Here is a 20,214-nt window from a genome sequence, read left to right as displayed (position 1 = left end):
GGAGCGGCTTCGGGAAGCCCCGCTCTCACGTCCTCGGTCCCGGCACCGTCCTCCTTCGGTGCGCCCGGCGCACCACCAGACCGAAGCTCGCGGCGGCCAGCAGCGCGAACAACGGGATGTGGACCTCGTAACCGGAACGCGCTCGCCACAGTTCCCACAGCCCCCCACTACGCCAGACCGACGAGCACGGCCAGCACCACCGAGGCACTGAGAGCCGGCAACAGCACCGAAACCGGTCCGACCGGGTAGATCACCCGCATCATGCGGACCAGGAACCACCCCTGCACCAGCAGGAGCACGGCGAGCACGCAGTGGATGGCGACGATGAGGCTCGCGGGTTCCTGCTGTACAGACATGCCGATTCCGAGCCAGGCGCCCCAGTAGTGCCTCCACACCCACCAGAAGACCAGCACGAAGCAGATCCCCAGCACCTCCGCCCCGAAGGTCGCTGTCCTGGAAGTGGGTCGAGGCGCCCTGGAACGACCGTGAAGGCCGAGTTCGAAGCGCACCACCGAGGCGTAGCCGAGCGCGCTCAGCAGCGGAAGCAACAGGAGCTCCGTCAACCAGCCCGCGTTCGAATCCAGCGCGTACCGCAGCAGCACCGCCGCCGGCAGCACGAGCAGCGCGGCCACGCCGAGGCTCACCAGCACGGTGGCGACCGGCCGGGCGAGCCCGCACAGCCACATCGCACGGGTCGTGAACCACAGGTATCCCGCCACCACCGCCGCGATGAAGCAGTAGATGAACCCCCGGAGCAGCACGCCACTCACCCCGGGCTGCGAGGACGTGGTGGTCACGTCGAGCAACGTGTCCTGCTGCCAGAGCAGTTGCAGCGAGCGGGCGAGCATCACGAGGAAGGCACCCAGCAACGCGGCGGTGATCACCGGGCCCGGTGGGGCGCTCCCCGGTCTCGCGAAGTCGGCGGCGGCGTCGGTACTCATGACCGTCACCGGAACAGAGCACGGAGTGGCCAGGACAGAGCGAAACTACTCACCGAACCCCTGTCCGCTTTCGCGGAGTGCTCTTCCGGCCGACCCTCTCGCGGGGCTTCCGGCACCACGGCGGCACGGGCACGGCGGCACCACTACGGACCACTGCACCCGCAGCGACACCGCAACCCACCACACCCGGGCGGCAGGCCCCGCGAGAAGTCGACGGGCGACCGGGGAAAACCCCACGTTCTCCGACTCCCGGCAAGAAGAAGGTGGCCCGGCGCCGAATCCCACGGCGCCGGGCCACCCGATCACTCACCAGCCGGACTCGGCCTCACCGGCCGAACGACACGGCCGGTCTCCGGCTCACGAACCGATTCCGGCCCGCTGCTTCTCGTCGGAGCCGCTCCCGTCGTCGGTCTCGCTCTGTTCGGTGATCGCGTTGCCCTCGACGTCGAGGGCGGGCAGCCACCCCAGCCAGCGGGGCAGCCACCACGCGGCCCTGCCCAGCAGCGCCAGCGCCGCTGGCATGAGGACCATGCGGACCACGAAGGCGTCCACCAGGATGCCGACCGCCAGTGCGAAGGCGATGGACTTGATGGTGGCGTTGCCCGCCGGGACGAACCCGGCGAACACCGAGAACATGATCAGCGCCGCGGCCACCACGACCGGGGCGGCCTGTCGGAAGCCGCTCACTATCGCGTCGCGGGGCGCGTGTCCCTTGTGGTAGGCCTCGTGCATCCGGGACACCAGGAAGATCTGGTAGTCCATCGCCAGCCCGAACAGGATGCCGATCATCAGGATCGGGGTGAGGCTGATCAGCGGTCCGGTGTCGTCGAGGTTGACCACGTCGCTGAGCCAACCCCACTGGAACACCGCCACGGTCGCGCCGAGCGCGGCTCCCAGGGTCAGCAGGAAGCCGAGCACGCCGACCAGCGGCACCAGGATCGAGCGGAACACCAGCACCAGCAGAATCAGGGCGAGCCCAACGACCAGCACGAGGTAGATCGGCAGGGCCTGGTCCAGCGAGTGCGCGACATCGACACTGACGGCGGTGGTGCCGGTCACGTAGCTCTCGGCCCCGTTGATGCCGTCCAGCTCCTCACGCAGCTCACCGACCAGTTGTTCCGTCTCCGCGCTGGCGGGACCGGACTTCGGGATGACGGTGACCATCGCGGCGTCGCCGTCGGCGTTGGGTGTGGGCGGTGTGACGGTGGCGACGTCGTCGAGCCCGGCGATCGCCTTGGTGGCTTGCTGCGCGGTCCGCGGCGCGTCGCCGCCCTCGAAGTAGGCAACGAGCGGGCCGTTGACGCCCTCCCCGAAGCTGTCGGCCAGCATCTGCTGCGCCCGGGCCTGCGTGGTCCCCTCGGAGGGGGTCTGCACCAGCGTGGTCTGCATGGACGCGGCCGGGACGGCCACGACGCCGAGGGCGACCAGCGAGATCAGCAGTGCCGGGATCCGACCGTGGGTGACCGCGCGGATCCAGCCGGGGTAGACGGCCCGTTCGGTCTTGGCGTCGGTATCGGCCGGTGCGCTGCGCTGCTTGCGCGGCAGCACGAGCCGTCCCAGGTAGCTGAGCACGGCGGGCACCAGGGTGATGGCCACGAGGACGGCCACCACGATGGTCGCCGCCGCCGCCACACCCATCTGGGTGAGGAAGGGGATGCCGACCACCGAGAGCCCGACCAGGGCGATGAACACGGTGAGCCCGGCCGTGACCACCGCCGACCCCGCCGTGCCCACGGCGGTGGCTATGGAGGTCCTGATGTCGCTGCCCTGGCGCAGTTCCTGTCGGTGGCGGTTGATGATGAACAGGGCGTAGTCGATGCCGACCGCCAGTCCCAGCATCGTCGCCAGGATGGAGGTGGTGGACTGCAGCTCCATGAAGCCGGTGGCGATGCTGACGCCCAGCGCGCCGATCCCCACGCCGACACCGGCGGTGATCAGGTTCATCCCGGCGGCGACCAGCGAGCCGTAGGTGAGGCTCAGGACCACCAGCGCGGCGATGACGCCGATCGCCTCACCGGGGCCTCCCACGGAGGGGGTCGCGGTGACGGCCTGGCCGCTCACCTCGACGGTGAAGGGTCCCTGGTCGGCCTGCTCGACGGTGTCGAGCATCGCGTCACGCTGCTTCTCGGTGATCTCACCGATGCCGCCGTCGTAGGTGACCGTGCTGTAGGCCGTGGTCCGGTCGGGACTGACCGTGGGGGAGTTCGGGTTCAGCGGGTTACTGGCCGAGACCACCCCGGGCTGTTCGGACAGTTCGGCGACGAGGCCCTTGACCTCGGCGGCGTTGGCGGGAGCGGTCAGCTGCTGACCGTCCGGGGCCCGCATCACCACGCGGGCGGTGGCGCCACCGCCGGTGTCGAACTCCTCCTGGAGCTTGTCCTGGGCGATGGTGGACTCCTGCCCGGGGATGGAGAAGCTGTCCGAGGTGGGCCCGGAAAGCGTCGCCGCGCCCACGCCACCACCCGCGAGCGCTATCAACCAGATCACGACGACGAGCAGTCGGTGCCGTTGGGCACCGAGCCCCAGTCGGTATAACAGGCGTGCCATGTAGCAGTCAGTCCTCCAGCTGGTCGGAACCGGGCGAAGACGTGCCGGTACGGGAGTGGCCGAGGGCGTCGAAGCAGGTCGCGATGATCCGAGGACGCCACGTGGTCTTGTCGCCGTGGTGATTGGCCGTGAGGCTGAGCACGGCCAGTGTGCTCAGCGCGCCGATGACCCGGATGAGCCGTTCCGAGTCCTGGTCGGCCGGGTCGAGGGCGAATATCTCGTGGATGAGCACGTCATCGACGTCGAGCGCCTCCTCGATCTCGCCCGGGACGGTGATGGGCCGCAGTGCCAGGCTCACCAGGCCCGCCCGTTCGAGCGCGACGTCGGTCAGCAGCTCCAGCGCGCGCATGTCCCGCCCCGGCCCGGCGGGCAGTCGCGAGACGTCGTCGAGCACCCGACGGGCCTGCGCGCGCCCCATGTCGAGCGCTGCCTCGTGGATCGCTTCCTTGCTCGGATAGTGGTGCAGCAGGCCGGCCTTGGACAGGCCGACCGCCTCGGCCAGCGCCTTGAGAGACGTCTGCGCGAATCCGTGCTGCGCGAACAGTTCGGCGGCGCGGTCGAGGATCTCCTCGTCCACTTGTTCCCGGAACGGTCGTGTCACGTGGTCGACACTACCGGAGTTACCGACCGGTTCGGTCGGTAAAGCGACCGGATCGGTCTGTGAATCTGCTCGCACCACCGGACGGTGGGGCGGAGCAGAGCCGATCGGCGTGACGGAAGCCTCCGCGAGGACCGGTTCGCACCCCGGAAGCAGGGGAATCGCCCGGCGTGGCGGGCGGACTCGGCGCCACACGGATGTCCGATTCCCACCGGGTCGCGCGCGGCGTCGGGGTTGCCGAGGACGGTGTGCCGTGGAGCCGTGACCGTAACCGCGCACCTGGCGAGGCCGAGCCATGAAAAAGGGCGCCGCCCCACCGCGCGGTCATCCGCACGGCGGCACGGCACCCCGTGAACTTCCGTCCTCCGGCGCTACGGCACGGCCGGACGGCGCCGATTCCTCGTGAAACCGCCGCGTGCCCGATCGCACCCGAGGGTGAGCCTCAGCGCTGGGCCATCTTCTTCTGCAGGTTCTCGTCCAGCGTGTTCAGGAACTCCTGTGTGTTCTGGTGCGGCTGGTCGCCGCCGACCAGCAGCGCGAGATCCTTGGTCATCTTGCCGCTCTCGACGGTCTCGATGACGACCTGCTCCAGCGTCCTGGCGAACTCGACGACCTCGGGGGTCGAGTCCAGCCTGCCGCGCTGCTGCAGCCCGCGCGTCCAGGCGAAGATGGAGGCGATCGGGTTGGTGGAGGTCTCCTGGCCCTGCTGGTGCCTGCGGTAGTGCCGGGTGACCGTGCCGTGGGCGGCCTCGGCCTCGACCGTGCCGTTCTCGGTCATCAGCACCGAGGTCATCAGACCGAGCGAGCCGAAGCCCTGCGCGACCGTGTCGGACTGCACGTCACCGTCGTAGTTCTTGCAGGCCCAGACGTAGCCGCCCTCCCACTTCAGGGCGGTGGCGACCATGTCGTCGATCAGCCGGTGCTCGTAGGTGAGCCCGTTGGCCTCGAAGTCGGCCTTGAACTCGTTCTCGTAGACCTCCTCGAACACGTCCTTGAACACGCCGTCGTAGGCCTTCAGGATCGTGTTCTTGGTGGACATGTAGACCGGGTAGCCCCGCTCCAGCCCGTAGCGGAAGGACGCCCGCGCGAACTCCTCGATGGAGCGGCGGTAGTTGTACATGGCCATCGCCACGCCGCCCTGCTCCGGGAAGTTCGCGACCTCGAGCTCCATCGGCTCGGAGCCGTCGGCCGGGGTGTAGGTGACGGTCACGGTGCCCGCGCCGGGAACCTTGAAGTCGGTGGCCTTGTACTGGTCGGCGTGCGCGTGCCTGCCGATGACGATCGGCTTGGTCCAGGTGGGCACGTAGCGCGGGATGTTGGAGATGACGATCGGCTCGCGGAAGATCACGCCGCCGAGGATGTTGCGGATGGTGCCGTTGGGGCTGCGCCACATCTTCTTGAGCCCGAACTCCTCGACACGCGCCTCGTCGGGAGTGATGGTGGCGCACTTGACGCCCACGCCGTGCTTGGAGATCGCGTTGGCGGCGTCGACGGTCACCTGGTCGTCGGTGGCGTCCCGGTGCTCGACCCCGAGGTCGTAGTAGTCGAGGTTGATGTCGAGGTAGGGGTGGATCAGCTTGTCCTTGATGAAGGACCAGATGATCCTGGTCATCTCGTCGCCGTCGAGCTCGGCGACCGTCCCCTGTACTTTGATCTTGCTCATGGTGGCGGGGTGCTCCTCTCGCACGAGAAACGCAAACGGTACAAGCGTACTGCTAAACCGGCCGGTTGTGAGCCCCACCCGTCACGGAGGGGTTCCACGGCACCGAACCCCACAGGCGTGCGTCGCAGCGCTACTCCCCCGGACGGGCGGCACACCCCTCGAAAGAGTGAGCAACGACACACCCGAACCGGCGTTACCGCGCCCATCGGGCCGGGACGGCGCGAGTCCCGCACATCCCGGCGATCACACGGGCTAAGCTCGCCTCAGCCGTGACCTTGGAGGGACCTCTTGGCGACCGGACCCACCCACGCGATGAGCGGACTCGCGGCCTGGGCCGCGGTGACCGCCCTGGCGGGCGCGCACACCATCGGCCAGCTCTCCCCCAAGACCTGGGTGGTGGGGGCGACACTGGCCACCGGCTCCGCGCTCCTGCCCGACATCGACCACCCGTCCTCCACCGTCGCGCGCACCTTCGGCGGGATGTCCCGTGGCGTCTCCTCCGCCCTGAGCGGGCTGAGCGGGTTCCTGTACAGGCTCACCCGCACCCAGCATGACAGCGACCGGTCGGGCACTCACCGCGGCTTCACGCACACCGTGGTCTTCGCGATCCTGGCCGGCCTGGTCACCACGGCGATCGTGCAGAGCAGCAACGGCACTGCCCTGGGCATCCTGATGTTCGTCTTCGCGGGCCTGACGGTGCGAGGCCTGATGAACAACTGGTCACCACAGAGCGACGCGCTGCTGATCGCCGCCGTCTCACTGGCGCTGACGATCGTGTGCTGGGCCTGGACGGGCGACCAGCCGCACGACGCCGCCGCCTTCGGCACCGCCGTGATGATCGGGTGCGTGGCGCACTTCATCGGTGACGCCGTCACCGAGCAGGGCTGCCCGATGCTGTGGCCGATCCCGCTGGGCGGCCGGACCTGGTACCCGGTCGCCCCGCCGAAAGCACTGCGGATGCGGACCGGCGGCAAGGTGGAGTTGGCGTTGGTCGGCCCCGGGCTGACCATCGCGGCCGTGCTGCTGTCCACGGTGGTGCTCTACCGGGTGGGCGCCGTCCCGTGGCTCGAACAGCTCGGCCTGCCCCCCAGCGTGATGGCCTGGATAACCCCCCGCTGAGCGAACCGGGACGAATCCGGCGCTCCGATTCCCCCGGAACCCGCCCTCTCGCCGGTAGGCTGCGTGTGTGGCGGACCGCTCGACAGTCCGCGCCGACGACGGAGGAAACATGCGTATTCGCGGCAAACTCGCCGTACTGGCGGTCGCGCTCCCCTTGTTCGCCGGTGTGGCGGCGTGCGGCGAGCTGCAGCAGGCCCAGCAGGGCGTGGAGGACGCGCAGCAGGGCGTCGAAAACGCCCAGCAGGGGCTCGAAGCCGCCCAGAACTGCGCGAAGGCCACCGGGGCCGTCAACTTCGTGCCGGACTTCTCCGACCAGCAGCAGGTCCGGGAGCAGGCCCGCTCCAAGGCGGAAGAGATCGGGCAGCTGGCCGAGCAGACCTCGGACCAGGCGCTGAGCGACGCGCTGCGGGACGTGCAGCAGTCGATGCGACGGGTCTCGTCCGGCGAGGTCACCATCGAGAACAGTGCCGAGTGGACCCAGCACCAGCTGGAGCAGACCGAACGCGTGCTCAAGATCTGCTCCGGCATTACCGGCAACTGACCGGAGCTCTCCGCCCGGACCCCCGGGAACTCCCCCGCCGTGTCCCGCCACCTCCCACCGCGAATATCCGGTGGTCACCGGCCCGGATCGCTGCGCGTCGTGTCGTGCATCACCTATCCTGGCATCGCGTTCCACAGGAGGTGACGACGATGAAGGCGAGCACGGGAGAACGACTGTACGTGCACAGCAGGACGGTCGAACAGGCGGATCGGGCCGGAGTGATCCTGGAAGTGCGTGGGGAGAACGGTGCCCCGCCGTACCTCGTGCGGTTCGACGACGGACACGAGCGGCTCGTCTACCCCGGAACGGACTGCGAGGTGGAGGGGCACCCCGCGGGCGCGTGAGACGCCCCGGGGGGACTTCCCCGGAATTCGGGGTGAGCGGAAGGCACCGCCCCAAGTGTGCGAGCCGCCGGACTTCCCGGAATGGCACACTGATCGCCACAGCGACAATCCCGATTCGCCGCTCGCGGCGCGGGACCGCTTGGTGAGGAGGCGATGCGGTGCTATGGGAAGAACGGCAGGGTGAGACCGCTGCCGACCCGCTGGCGATGCTTCGGATCGGGTTCGCGGGTAACAGGGAACTGCCCGCGGGCGAGCTGCTGACCGAGCAGTCGACCAGGATCGCCGACAAGCAGGAGCCCGGCCCGCTGTGCTGGATGAGCAAGGAGCCCCCGTCGGCGCAGCTGCTGGCGGTGCTGCGCGCGGAGAGCCGGGACAACGGCCTCTGGCCGCTGCTGCTGGTCGACGACACCGAGACCTACGGCGACCGCTGCACCGTCGGGGTGGTCGCGCCGGAACCGCGCGAGCACATCGACAAGTGGCAGGTCGACCAGGTCATGACGCGGATCTGGGACGGGTTGTGCCAGGTCGACTCCGACCTCGGCCCGGCCTACGACCTGGAGAGCCTGGCACCGTTCGACCACACCTGTCCGGGGACCGCCCCCGCCGGTGACCTGCTGGCGGACGCGACCGTCCTCGCCAACCAGCTCACCCAGCGACTGCTCGACGAGCACACCCGCCTAGGCCTGGTACCGGTACCGCGCGGGGCTGACGTCCTCACCGTGCTCGGTTGGTCCGGAGCCGCGAACCACGTCTCACGCTGCGCCGGACTCTCGGCGATGCTGCGCAGCTGGGAGGAGCGCTTCGGCGCCCGGGTGCTTCGGCTGGGGCCCGACAGGCTGGACCTCAGCGTCGCGGCACCACCGGCGCGCCAGGACCACGCGGCGGCGGTCGCGGCCGAGCACTGGACCTTCGCCCCCGATCGGGTGATGCAGGACAGCGGCAGCATCGCCTCCTACGCCGAGGAGATCCGGGGCAGGCGGCAGTGGTCGTTCTGGTGGGACTGACCAGCCGCCTCCCTCTCCGGAAGCGGAGATCGGCGGGAAGCCCCGCCGCTCGGCGCCGGGCGACGGCGATACCCCCGCTGAGTCGCCGCGCCGGTGGTCGAGGCTCTCACCCGGCGAGGGGGCCACCTTCGATCGTTATCGCCACGAACACGATCATCAGCCCCAACCCGCCGTAGAGCAGCACGTCCACGACCCGGCCCCGGATGGCCAGCAGACCGACCCGTTCGGTGCGGAGCGCCCCGCGCAGCGTCGCGGCGAGCAGCAACGCCCCGCCGAGCAGCGTCGCCCCGTCGCGCCAGTGCGACATCGCCACCCGCAGCACCCCGATCAGGACGACCAGGAGTACGAGCGCGAAGCACAGCCGCGCGGAACCCCACTTGCCGCCGAACCGATCGATCATGACCTTCGACACTTCAGTTCGCGGCGCTCTCTGCGGCCTCGACGACGTTCGTGAGCAGCATGGCGCGCGTCATCGGTCCGACACCGCCGGGGTTCGGCGACAGGAAACCGGCGACCTCGGCGACGTCGGGGTGCACGTCCCCCAGCGGTCCGGAGTCGCCGCGTGTGACTCCGACATCGAGCACGGCCGCACCGGGCTTGATCATGTCCGGCGTGACCAGCCCCGGCTTGCCCGCCGCGGCGACCACGACATCGGCCCTGGACAGTTCCGCGGCGATGTCCTTGGTTCCGGTGTGGCACAGCGTCACGGTGGCGTTCTCGCTGCGGCGGGTCAGCAACAGCCCGAGCGGCCTGCCTACCGTGATCCCCCGGCCGAGAACGGCCACATGGGCCCCGTCGAGCTCGACCCCGTAGCGACGCAGCAGTTCGACGATGCCCCTGGGGGTGCAAGGCAGGGGCGCGGGCTCACCGAGCACCAGTCGGCCGAGACTGACCGGGTTGAGCCCGTCGGCGTCCTTGCGTACATCGACCCGTTGCAGCAGTGATCCGGTGTCCAGGTGCTTCGGGATCGGCAACTGGACGATGTAACCGGTGCAGGCCGGATCGGCGTTGAGCTCGTCGACGACTCCCTCCAGCTCCGCCTGCCCGATGTCGGCGGGCAGCTCCTTGCGGATGGAATTGATCCCGACGCGGGCGCAGTCGTTGTGCTTGCCGCGCACGTAGGAGTGCGAAGCCGGATCGTCGCCGACCAGGACCGTGGCCAGACCCGGTGTACGACCCTGTTCCGCGAGGGCGGCCACTCGGGGCCGCAGCTCCTCGTAGATGGCGTCCTTGGTGGCTTTACCGTCGAGAATCGTGGCGCTCACGGTTCGCTATCGTCGCAGACCGCGCGCGGGCGGGTACTCCACCCCTGCCCATGGAGGCGACGGCGACGGCGAGCAGTGCCAGGCAGACGCCCAGCCCGGTGGCGAGGTCGACCCGGGAACCCGCCACCGGCAGCACCAGGTCCAGCAGCAGCGCTCCGGACAACTGGCCGAACACGATTCCCATGCTCAGTAGCAACACGCCGGTGTAGTGCACCAGCACCGCCGAACCCGCGACCACGAAGATCCCGATCGGGCCGCCGAGGTACAGCCAGGGGGCGGCGGGCCACTCCGTCGGCAGCCCGTGCAGCACGCTGTCGACCGCGAAGGCGGCGAGCAGCACGGTGGTGCCGGTGCCGAAGTTCAGCGTGGCGGCGGAGACCGCCGAACCTGCCGTCCGCTTGACCAGGCCGTTCATCGCCTGCTGCCACGCCACCCCCACACCGGCTACGGCGGGCAGCAGCACCAGCCAGCCGGCGTCGGCACCTCCGAGGCGGGCCGAGACGGCCACGACCACGGCGCCCAGCGCGAGCAGGGCACCCACCACCCGGTGCGCCGTGAAGTGACGCACCACACCGGCCCCCAGCCCAAGCCGGTCCACGACCAGGCCGCTGGCGATCTGCCCTCCCACCGCCCCCACGGTGAACAACGCCACGCCGAGCAGGTTCGCGGCCACGCTCTGACTGAACACCAGGAAGGCCCCGCACACACCGCCGAGGCACTGCCACGGGCGCAGGCCGCCGTCCGAGCGCACCGTCCGGACCAGCCTTCCCACTCCACGGCGCGCGTTGGTATTGACCGACGTAACCACCAGCAACACCACCAGCCCACCGCCGAACGAGACCACCGAGGCGGCCAGGGCGTCGTCGAGCCCGGCACCCAGCACTCCGTTGATCCGGGACTGCGAGGCGAGCAGAAACCCCACCGCCGCGGCGCCGAGCGAACCGAGCAGGCGGGGCAGCACCCGGCGATCGGGATCGGCGGAAACGGTGGCTGTCTCGATACTCACGGGGGTGACCGTATCGGCCGTGGAGCCGCCGAACCCGGCGTTGTGACCGATCCGGCGCGCACCGGCCGAGGGTTTTCGGCCGAAACGATCGCGCCGCGAGCCACGCCGAGGAAGAATGTCCAACGACGACTGTGCGCGCACGCTTCTTCGCCCACCGGGCTCACGGATCGGCCAAGGGGGACGTCGGCGGCCCCGGGGCACCGGATGCGTTGCGCGACAACGGACACGGGAGGCGGAAATCCGACGGTCACCGGAAGACACCCCGTTCGATCCGACCAGGCGAAACCCCGGAACCGGGGGACGTCGGCGGGGGACGATCGAGTAACGTCGAGGTGGGGTGGAGTCGGAGGGCCCGGTTGAGAGGGGGAGGATGACACCCATGTCGCGCCCGACAGCGATCAGCCCGGAAGAGCAGGAACAGATAGCACGCAGGATCGGGGTCCTGCTGCTACAGGAGGCCCCCGAGGACTGGCAGCAGATAACCGTGGAGTACCGCGCCACGGGTGAGTACCACGACCTGCTCGCGGAAGTGACCTCGCAGGACGGCACCAGCCGCCCCTGGGAGCCGCCGGAGGAGCTGAACGGGATCTTCGGACATCTCCGCGAGGGCATGTACCGGCCCGACGTCGGCACCTGGCTAAGCGCGCTGTACACAGTGGAGCGACCGTCGAGTTACCGCATCGACATCAACTTCGACGAGGAACCGCAGTGGTCGCAGCCGCTGCCCGCCGAGGCCTACGTCGAGGAGCTGAATCGCTACCCGCGCTCCGAGGACAACATCCCGGAGTGGATGAGCGCACGGCTGGGCCGTACACCGGAAACCGGCGCCGCTCCGGACGAGCGGCAGGTACCGCCGAACACCGCCGAGCACCCCGCCCCACCATCGCCCACCGTCAGCGCCGCGGACCCCGGCGAGGAGTCGGGCGAGCGGCCCGGCTTGATCGTCGCCCGCGTGTTCGACGACGAGGACGAACAGGGACGTCCCCTGGTGCACGGCAGGCCGCCGCTGGCGCCGCAGGAGGCCGAGCCGCTGCGGCGCTACCTGGAGAACGCCCCGGTCGTGCTGGCCGCCGAGCACCACACCCCCGACCGGCTGGACCCGAACCGCTCGGAAGCGATCCCGGACAGCTGGCACAGCGACGGTTCCTGGGTGTGGCCCACCGCCGTCCCCTACTACCTCTCGCAGTACGGGGTCCCCCCGCAACCGGAACTGCTCCAGCACGTCCGCTCCAACGGTTTCAACGTGGCGGATCTGGACCCCGCCGTCAGGGAAGCGGCCGAGGAAGCCGCGCGCGACGCCGAAGAGGCCGAAGAGGAGCGGGAGCTCGACAACGACGAGCAACGACCGGATCAACAGGCACAGTGGTGGGAGGGGGCCGACGACCATCCCACCACCACCACCGAGGTCGTGACCGCCGCTCCCGCGAGCGATCCCGTTCCGCCGGGGGCGCACTTCGACGGACAGCCGGTGCACGGCGAAGGCGCGGGACCGTACGACCACCCGGTCCTGGAGGAGCGGACCAACGGGGCGAGCGTCGCCCCGGTGCCGGAGCCTCCCGCCGAGGGAACGCCGCTCGACTCCGAGGACTCCCCGGAACCGAGGAACGACGAGGCCGGACCCGACGACGAGGAGCAGCGCTGGGAGACGAGCTCCCCCGACGAGGTGGTCACCGCTACCCGGCACGACCTCGGCGACGAGCTCGAAGAGGACCCGGCGATAATCTTCGGCCAGTTCCGGCAACGGCTCGACGAGCTCGGACTCGACACGAACGACTATCGGCTGGGCGAGCGTTCCGAGTCGGTGTGGTCGCTGTTCGACGAGGCGGCCGACTGGGTGGTGGCGCCGCCCGCCGGGGACGGCGAGCCGATACGTTTCGCACGTCCGGAGCAGGCCTGCGCGTACCTGTTGGGAAGCCTGCTGCTCAACGAGCCCGGTGAGCAGCGGGTCGCCGCGTCGTCGCAACCGGATCTCCGGTCCACACCGGAGCCGACCGCTCCGGACCCGCGCGAGGAGCAGCGGCTCACGGATTCTCCGTCCGACTCCGAGGAGCTGCTTCCCACCGAGGAGGCCCCGTCCGAGCCGAGCACGGCCCCGGAGCCCGAGCCACAGCGGGCGGACGCGTCCCCGCTCGGGGACCTTCCTCGACGCACTCCGGGTGCCGAGGGCGGGAGTTCCCCGAGCCAGGACGGCAACTTCCTGTTCACCGCCACCGAGGCACGTCCGGAGCACGACGAGCCCGGCTCGACGCCTTCCGAGGAGAATCCCACCCCCGAGTCCGTTCCGGGGCCGGCCGATGCGGCACCGCCGCAACCCGCACCGGAGGACTCCCCACTCCGGACGGGGGAGACCCCCGTCGTCGAGGACACCCCCGGCGCCACTCCCCCGCCCGGACAGATGCCCCCACCGCTGCCGAAACGCCCCGGGAGCTCCGACCAGCCCGAGCAGCCCGGTCCGGCACCACAGCCGGACACCTCGGGACAGGGACCGGCCGCGCAACCCGAACAGCCGCAGCAACCGACGGGACCACCGCCGGGAACGCAACCGGCGGCCGGTGCGCAGCCTCCGCAGACCGCACCGGGTCAGGAGGGACAGCATCCCGGCCCGGTACCTCCGGGAGGGGCTCCTCCACCGCCCGCAGCGCCGAACCCGCAGGCGAGACCACAGCAGCCGGGTGTCCCGGGTGGACCGATGGGCCAACCCGCACCGGGGCAGCCCGGGCCCGGACAACAGCCCGGCCAGGTACCCGGCGGGTACGCGCCGGGAGGGCAACCGGCAGGCGGGCAACCGCAGGCCCCTCCGAACGGCCAGATCCCGGGTGGACAGCCCCAAGCCGGTCCCACCGGTGCGGACCAGCCCATTCAGCCGTTGCGCGGTGAGCCACCGCTGACGCTGTACCGCAACAGGCAGAACACGGTGCTGCAGCCGGGAGCCGAGCTGGACCGGTTCGGTGATCCGGACGGCAACGTCATGTACGCGATCCGCACGCCCTACAACCAGCGTTCGCTGCCACCGCAGTGGGCCGGGCGCAACTACTTCGCCTACCGGGTACAGCGCCCCGTGCAGGTGCTGTCCGGCACGGCCGTGCCGTGGTTCGAACAGCCCGGTGGCGGAACGGCCTACGTACTGCCAGCCTCGGTGAACGAACTGCTCGGGGACGGCACGCTGGTCGCCCTCCCCGGGGACGAGGCGCCCCGCCCTCCGATGGAGGGCTGACGCGACGCGGTCCGCCGTCGAGGTCGCGGTCGGGTGCCCGCCCACGGTCGCCGTGGCAGGGCACCCGGCCGGGGAAGCTTCGGCGAACCCTCCCCGGAGATCGGCGGCGGCGAACCGCTCAGGGAACGACGACCACGGGCCGAACCGCTTCGACCACGAGCGTGGCGGGCACGGTGCCGAGCAGGCCCCCACGCCTGCGGGAGCGTCCCACCACGATCAGATCGGCCCGGTACTGCTCGGCGACCTGTTCCAGACCGACCGCCGGATCACCGCGGTGGTGCACGAAGTCCCAGTCGATGTCCACCCACTTCAGATGGTTGACGATCTCCTGCTTGAGATCCTCCACGAGCCCCTCGGCGGCTTCGCTGGCCACCGCCACCCCCATCGGGGACCAGTAGGCGACTCCACCGACGGCCTCGACATAGACGAGCACCAGGCGAGCCCGCTCCCGCCGTGCCAGTCCGGCCGCCCACGCGGCGGCGTGAAAACTCGCCGGGCTGCCGTCGAGTCCCACGACTATGCCGCCCAGCCCGTCCTTACCGATCTCGAAACTCGGTTCCGGCTGATCATTGGAGTCGCCTTCGGCCACGCTTGGATGGTAATTGCCTGACGTGTCCGGTTCGGGCCGGTGCCGCGCACGCGCGCGGCGGGTGCGGCCGCGGCTATGACGCCTCCCCGGCGGCCGGGAGGGCAGGAGACCGAACGGCACCGCACCCTCGGTGAGCTCGCCGGACTCGGCCGTGATTCCCAGCTCAGGCGGCTGCCTCATCCATAAGGGACCACCACCACGATACCTCCGCGCGCTTCGCGGCCCCCGGAGCGACGGCGCTTCGAGGGTGACGGATCGCCGAGGATTCCTCCCGAACACTGGGATCTCCGGGCCGGAGAACCGGATGGGAAATCTCAGCTGGACCTCCCGAACCGCTCGAAGTGGGGAAAAACACACCCGAATCGGTGCGACGGCGCCGGCACGCTCGTGGGTCACCCGTAGGGAGCCGGTGGGTCGAGCGAAGTGCGCCCCGAGGTGCCGGAGTCGACTTCCGCACTACTCTCCCGGAAAGCCGGAAAAGGGGTTCCGGTCAGCACTCGAACCGTCTCCTCCGCTGAGCACCGGACGGCCGCGCCCCGCGCGAGGAGGAAAGTCGCTCAGCGTGGCCGAGACACGACCTCGTCCACCGCGAGAGTCCCGCATCCGGTGCGACAGCCGGGTGTGCACGCTCACCGCTCCACGGCTACGGGCACTGCGGGCTACCGCTGGAGCGGGACGCCGTGGTTGCGCGCGGTGGCTCGAGGGGAAGTCTCGCTGCCGCGGAGGAAGGGGCGACTGTCGGGCGAAGTCAGCCAGCTTTCCGCTCCGGGAACTCGTCACCGAGTCACCACCGCCCGAGGACGAGCGGAGCCCACGGCAGGTGATGTCCTGCCGCTACCAGCGGTTCCACAATCGACGGGCCGAATCTCAACCCTGCCGCTGCCGCCACAGCAGCCACACGATCGTCCCACCCGCGAGGACGAGAATCCCGGCGCTGGCGGCCAGTTCGCCGTACGGGACCGGACTGATCGCGACCGGACCCGCTGGTTCCGCCTCGCGCATGCGCTTTTCGGTCCAGTACTCGTCGGTGTGCCGCGACGGTTGGACAACGTGGCTCCGGGTGAGCTGCGGCTGAGTGCCACGCGCGATCGTTTTCCGCTTCTCCGTGACCGAGCCGACGAGTTTCGGAACCGCGAAAAGTGCCGCGATCAGCGTGACTCCGACGACGGCCACCCCGGTGACCAGCCAGGTGGTGCGTGTCCGCGTGGTCATGAGTTCTCCCCGCCGGGGCTGTCGGAGCACCCCGGAAAACTGTCGCTACCCGTTACGACCGCTCCAGTACGTATCCCCATCGTGACCGGTGAAACGGGGAAAAGCGAGTCTCCACGGGAAACGACGCCGGTGAAACGAGAGGAGCCCACTGACCTCGGTGAGCGTGGTATCAACTCCCGAAGTTCCGCCCTGCCCGTAACAGCCGGGCACTAGGGCCCGAACACGCGCGCCGCCCCGGACCTCGTGTGGCGACCCTCGTGTGGGAACGCGGCATTCTCGCAGCGGAACACAGCTCGACCGTCGCGCGACGGAAGAACCCTGTTCGAGTCCACTCCCCTCCACCGTCCCTCGGACAGCCCTCGGAACGGCCACGACATGATCCATAGTGGACTGACGGATCGCCACGGACACCCCGGAAGCCGTGGCGATCCGTCCACCGGAACGGTGACACCGCGACGCGGAGGAGTGGCCGCGTGCGCGCACCGGACTCCCGCTGCCCGATGCGGTGAGCACGCGACGGAGGTGCACCACTCGCCCCACGCCGCCACGGCATCCGCCGAAACGCGACACCGCGTCGTCGCGGTGGCCGACCCCCGACGCCGGCCACCCCGTCACCGTGTTCGAACCGACCGCGGTCGAACCCCTGTTCGAACTACTCCAGTAAACCGCGTCACGGCGGGCACGTCAATACGATCATTCGAACAGGTGATCGAACAGCGCGTTCGAATCCGTCGGAACGGAACAGCGCTCGCGACAGCGGAGTCCGATTCGGAAAGAGCCTCCGCTGACCGGCCGCTACGGCATCCGGAGCTCTGTCGGATTGGACGCCACCGCTTCCCACGGACTCGCGGTCTCACATGTGGCCCTCACGGCCACGGGGCGGGTCACGAGAACCGGATCTGTCCCGAAGCCACGGTGAGAGACCGGCGACGCACCGCCCGACGAAGAGCTACCGGATCACGAGCTCGACGAACCCGGTTCTGTCGGGGGTGAGTGCGAGATTGGAGTCATGATCGAGTCGGAACGGCGACGCGAACGCGTGCTCAGGAACTTGACCGAGCCTGTGGACACCTCGCTGGCCGAGCGGACAACGAGTTTCACGCGGACACCGGGGTCGCGGTGAACTCCGGAATCGGACGGGACGGCCACCGACGCTCCCCCGCTTCGGCGGTGACGCGCCGCTGCCACCGGGAACGGCCTGGCCGGAAGGGGACGCGGCAGACCACACGGAGGCAGCGCTCTCGCGGTCCCGGCTCCGAGGACCTCGACCTCCCTGGCTCCGGAACCGGTGCACGAGTTCGGGCAGCTGACGCCGAGCGACCGGCCGAACCGGGAGAGCGTCGAGTACGAGGGTCGGCCACCCTTCCGACGACCGGCCGGGTGGCCGACCCGGCCGGTCGTGTCCGGCGGAACCGGGAGGAACACCCGCTGTTCGCCCGGCCGGGCGATGGCCGGGAACCGCCGCTCGGCGACCCGGCTCAGTTACTTTCCCGTCGAGGAACGAGCCAGCGCCGAGGTGACTTCGGCGGGACCCGTGGGAATCCGGCAGGACCCGTGGGAAACGGTCACCCCGGCCGCCCCGGTGGCGGTCGCACACCGAACCACCGCCGGGGGGCGGATCGGCTACGAGCTCCGGGCTCCTTCGTTCTCGGCACCGCCGGGAACGGTCCGACCGGATACCGACAGGGCCCTGCCGGAGACGAAGACCTCCGATCAGTGCGCGAAGTGCCTGGTCCCGGTCAGGTACAGCGGAACACCGGCGGCGCGGGCGGCCTCGGTGACCTCCTCGTCGCGCACCGAACCACCGGGCTGCACGACCGCGCGCACCCCCGCGTCCAGCAGCACCCGCAGGCCGTCGGGGAAGGGGAAGAACGCGTCCGAGGCCGCCACCGAACCGGCGGCGCGCTCCCCGGCGCGGGAGACCGCCAGCCGGGCCGAGTCCACCCGGTTGACCTGTCCCATCCCGACACCGACCGTGGCCTCGTCGTCGGCCAGCAGGATGGCGTTCGACTTCACCGCCCGGCACGTGCGCCAGGCGAACTCCAGATCCCGCAGGGTGGCCTCGTCCACGGGGTCCCCGCAGGCGAGCGTCCAGTTCGACGGGTCGTCGCCGTCGGCGTCGATCTCGTCGGCCCCCTGCATCAGCAGGCCACCCGAGATGGCCCGCATCTCGACGCGCCCGGACTGCGGCGGCTGCGCGGTCAGGATCCGCACGTTCTTCTTGCGCTGCAGCACCTCGAGCGCGCCCTCGGCGTAGCCGGGAGCGACCACCACCTCGGTGAACACTTCGGCGATCTGCTCGGCCATGGCGACCGAGACCTCGCGGTTGGTCGCGATCACCCCGCCGAAAGCGCTGACCGGATCACACTGGTGGGCCTTGCGGTGCGCCTCGGCGACGTCGTCGGCATCGGAGACCGCGATCCCGCACGGATTCGCGTGCTTGACCACGGCCACACAGGTCCGCCGGTGATCGTGGGCGGCGCGCCAGGCCGCGTCGGCGTCCACGTAGTTGTTGTAGGACATCTCCTTGCCGTGCAGCTGCGCCGCGGCGGCCAGCCCCACCGCTTCGCCGCCGGAGACGTACAGCGCGGCGGGCTGGTGGGGGTTCTCACCGTAGCGGAGCGCGCTGCGGCGCTCCCAGGTCTCACCCGACCATCCCGGGAACGTCTCCTCCTCGGCGGCGGTTCGGCCGGTCATCCAGCCGGCGACCGCGACGTCGTAGGAGGCGGTGTGCCGGAACGCGGCGGCCGCGAGTTCCGCGCGCTCGGCCTCGCTGAAGCCGCCCGCGCGAACCCGCTCGACCACCCACTCGTAGTTGTTCGGATCGACGACCACGGCCGTGTTCGCGTGGTTCTTGGCGGCCGCCCGCACCATGGCGGGACCACCGATGTCGATGTTGTCCACCACTTCCTCCGGCGCGGCACCGGAGGCGACCGCCCGGTTGAACGGGTAGAGATTGACCACAAGCAGGTCGAACGGGGAGATGTCGAGCTCGGCGAGCTGTTCGACGTGCTCCGGCTTGCGCTGGTCGGCCAGCAGCCCGGCGTGCACCCGGGGGTGCAGCGTCTTCACCCGGCCGTCCAGAGCCTCCGGAAAACCCGTGAGCTCCTCGACCGGCGTTACCGGAACTCCGGCGGCCGAGATGGTGCGTGCCGTACCGCCGGTGGAGACTATCTCCACACCGGCCGCGTGCAGCCCCGTGGCCAGCTCCAGCAAGCCGGCCTTGTCCGAGACGCCGATCAACGCGCGATGTACGGGTCGCCGTTGTTGCTGCGAGTTCGCGGTCACCCCGATACTCACCTTTCGTCCCCGCACGGTCCAACCGTGCGTTGCCAGCCGTTCCAGCGTTCGCACCAGCGTTCGCCGCTCCACGGCCTTGATCCGCTCGTGCAGGCTCTCCTCGTCGTCACCGGGCAGCACCTCGACCGCCTGCTGCGCCAGGATCGGGCCGGTGTCCACCCCCTCGTCGACGACGAAGAGGGTACAGCCGGTGACCCGGACCCCGTACTCCAGCGCGTCCCGCACACCGTGCATCCCCGGGAAGGACGGCAGCAGGGCCGGATGGCTGTTGAGATAACGGCCACCGAACCGTGCCAGGAAGTCGGGACCCACGAGTTTCATGAACCCGGCGGAGACCACGAGATCGGGCTGGTGGGCGGCGCATTCCTCGGCCAGGGCGCGGTCCCACTCCTCCCGGTTCGGGTGGTCCGACACCCGGCAGGTGAAGGTGGGTATCCCGGCACTGTCGGCACGCTCCAGTCCCGTCGTACCGGAGCGGTCCGCCCCCACGGCCACGATCCGGACCGGGTAGTTCGGGTCGGTGGCGGCGTCCAGCACCGCCTGCAGCAGGCTGCCGGAGCCGGACACCAGAACGACCACGCGCACTGGCCGGGAGGGCCGGAACCTTCTGACCTCCGGATCCGATTCCCTCGGACTGTCGGTTTCCGCGGCGGCTGGGAGGGGGGAGTTCAGTGTGCACTCCTGATGACGGCCTGGTGGGTGTCGCGCTGACGAAATGCCACACGCAGACTAGGCGCCCCGCTCGCGATCTTCGCCAGCAGGTCCCGCCCGAGTGGTCCAGCACTCAGGCGCGGGCACGTGGTGCACGGCCCCGCGAGGACGGCGAACTCCCACCTCGATCGCCGTCCCGCTCCCCGGTCCGCCCCACGGC

15 protein-coding genes and 1 pseudogene are annotated in these 20,214 nt (G+C 70.2%); 5 read left to right on the top strand and 11 right to left on the bottom strand.

Annotated elements, in window-relative coordinates:
* Positions 1–167 precede the first annotated feature (167 nt).
* From BLQ75_RS03565 to BLQ75_RS03550, 4 genes are all read right to left on the bottom strand, one after another.
* Entirely contained in the window at positions 168–941 is a 774-nt protein-coding gene (locus tag BLQ75_RS03565; protein ID WP_092597699.1) for a hypothetical protein, read from the bottom strand.
* Between the two features lie 357 nt (positions 942–1,298).
* Positions 1,299–3,488, bottom strand: a complete 2,190-nt coding sequence (locus BLQ75_RS03560) for an MMPL family transporter (protein WP_092597696.1) — start codon at positions 3,486–3,488, stop codon at positions 1,299–1,301.
* A 7-nt stretch (positions 3,489–3,495) separates the two neighbouring features.
* On the bottom strand, positions 3,496–4,089 hold the full coding sequence (locus BLQ75_RS03555; RefSeq protein WP_244515209.1) for a TetR/AcrR family transcriptional regulator: 594 nt from the start codon (positions 4,087–4,089) through the stop codon (positions 3,496–3,498).
* Between the two features lie 439 nt (positions 4,090–4,528).
* Entirely contained in the window at positions 4,529–5,749 is a 1,221-nt protein-coding gene (locus BLQ75_RS03550) for an NADP-dependent isocitrate dehydrogenase (RefSeq protein ID WP_092597693.1), read from the bottom strand.
* Between the two features lie 288 nt (positions 5,750–6,037).
* On the opposite strand from BLQ75_RS03550, the gene BLQ75_RS03545 reads away from it, so the two are divergent.
* From BLQ75_RS03545 to BLQ75_RS03530, 4 genes are all read left to right on the top strand, one after another.
* A complete protein-coding gene (locus BLQ75_RS03545; protein WP_092597690.1) occupies positions 6,038–6,868 on the top strand; it encodes a metal-dependent hydrolase in 831 nt (276 codons plus the stop codon).
* Between the two features lie 109 nt (positions 6,869–6,977).
* Positions 6,978–7,409, top strand: a complete 432-nt coding sequence (locus BLQ75_RS03540) for a hypothetical protein (protein WP_092597687.1) — start codon at positions 6,978–6,980, stop codon at positions 7,407–7,409.
* Positions 7,410–7,558: 149 nt separating this feature from the next.
* Positions 7,559–7,753, top strand: a complete 195-nt coding sequence (locus BLQ75_RS03535; RefSeq protein WP_092597684.1) for a DUF1918 domain-containing protein — start codon at positions 7,559–7,561, stop codon at positions 7,751–7,753.
* 158 nt (positions 7,754–7,911) lie between these two features.
* Positions 7,912–8,757 (top strand): DUF4253 domain-containing protein, encoded by an 846-nt coding sequence (locus BLQ75_RS03530; RefSeq protein WP_092597681.1) that lies wholly within the window; start codon positions 7,912–7,914, stop codon positions 8,755–8,757.
* A gap of 106 nt (positions 8,758–8,863) precedes the next feature.
* On the opposite strand, the gene BLQ75_RS03525 is transcribed toward BLQ75_RS03530, so the two are convergent.
* From BLQ75_RS03525 to BLQ75_RS03515, 3 genes are read right to left on the bottom strand one after another with little or no spacing between them, the layout of a single operon-like run.
* On the bottom strand, positions 8,864–9,157 hold the full coding sequence (locus BLQ75_RS03525) for a DUF3017 domain-containing protein (RefSeq protein ID WP_092598359.1): 294 nt from the start codon (positions 9,155–9,157) through the stop codon (positions 8,864–8,866).
* Between the two features lie 13 nt (positions 9,158–9,170).
* Positions 9,171–10,022: a bifunctional methylenetetrahydrofolate dehydrogenase/methenyltetrahydrofolate cyclohydrolase gene (locus tag BLQ75_RS03520; RefSeq protein WP_092597678.1), complete on the bottom strand. Its 852-nt coding sequence runs from the start codon at positions 10,020–10,022 to the stop codon at positions 9,171–9,173.
* Entirely contained in the window at positions 9,997–11,028 is a 1,032-nt protein-coding gene (locus BLQ75_RS03515) for a DMT family transporter (RefSeq protein WP_244515208.1), read from the bottom strand. The genes BLQ75_RS03520 and BLQ75_RS03515 overlap by 26 nt, the downstream gene beginning before the upstream one ends.
* A 379-nt stretch (positions 11,029–11,407) precedes the next feature.
* Between BLQ75_RS03515 and BLQ75_RS03510 the strand changes: the two genes are divergently transcribed.
* Positions 11,408–14,242: a glycohydrolase toxin TNT-related protein gene (locus tag BLQ75_RS03510; protein WP_092597675.1), complete on the top strand. Its 2,835-nt coding sequence runs from the start codon at positions 11,408–11,410 to the stop codon at positions 14,240–14,242.
* A 118-nt stretch (positions 14,243–14,360) separates the two neighbouring features.
* Here the strand turns inward: BLQ75_RS03510 and BLQ75_RS03505 are convergent, their stop codons facing one another.
* The 4 genes and pseudogenes from BLQ75_RS03505 to purN all read right to left on the bottom strand — a co-directional run.
* Positions 14,361–14,831 carry a universal stress protein gene (locus BLQ75_RS03505; RefSeq protein ID WP_092597672.1) on the bottom strand — a complete coding sequence of 157 codons (471 nt, stop codon included), beginning with the start codon at positions 14,829–14,831 and terminating at the stop codon, positions 14,361–14,363.
* An 867-nt stretch (positions 14,832–15,698) separates the two neighbouring features.
* Positions 15,699–16,043 (bottom strand): hypothetical protein, encoded by a 345-nt coding sequence (locus tag BLQ75_RS03500; RefSeq protein WP_092597669.1) that lies wholly within the window; start codon positions 16,041–16,043, stop codon positions 15,699–15,701.
* Positions 16,044–17,756: 1,713 nt separating this feature from the next.
* Positions 17,757–19,331: a bifunctional phosphoribosylaminoimidazolecarboxamide formyltransferase/IMP cyclohydrolase gene (gene purH / locus BLQ75_RS03495; protein WP_211481161.1), complete on the bottom strand. Its 1,575-nt coding sequence runs from the start codon at positions 19,329–19,331 to the stop codon at positions 17,757–17,759.
* A 45-nt stretch (positions 19,332–19,376) separates the two neighbouring features.
* Positions 19,377–19,922, bottom strand: a pseudogene (purN, locus tag BLQ75_RS24640) (phosphoribosylglycinamide formyltransferase); the annotation flags it as partial.
* Positions 19,923–20,214 lie beyond the last annotated feature (292 nt).

This window comes from Actinopolyspora xinjiangensis, from assembly GCF_900104475.1.
Taxonomy (GTDB): Bacteria; Actinomycetota; Actinomycetes; order Mycobacteriales; family Pseudonocardiaceae; genus Actinopolyspora; species Actinopolyspora xinjiangensis.
Note: the sequence above shows the minus strand (reverse complement) of the source record. Positions and strands in the feature narration are given on the sequence as shown.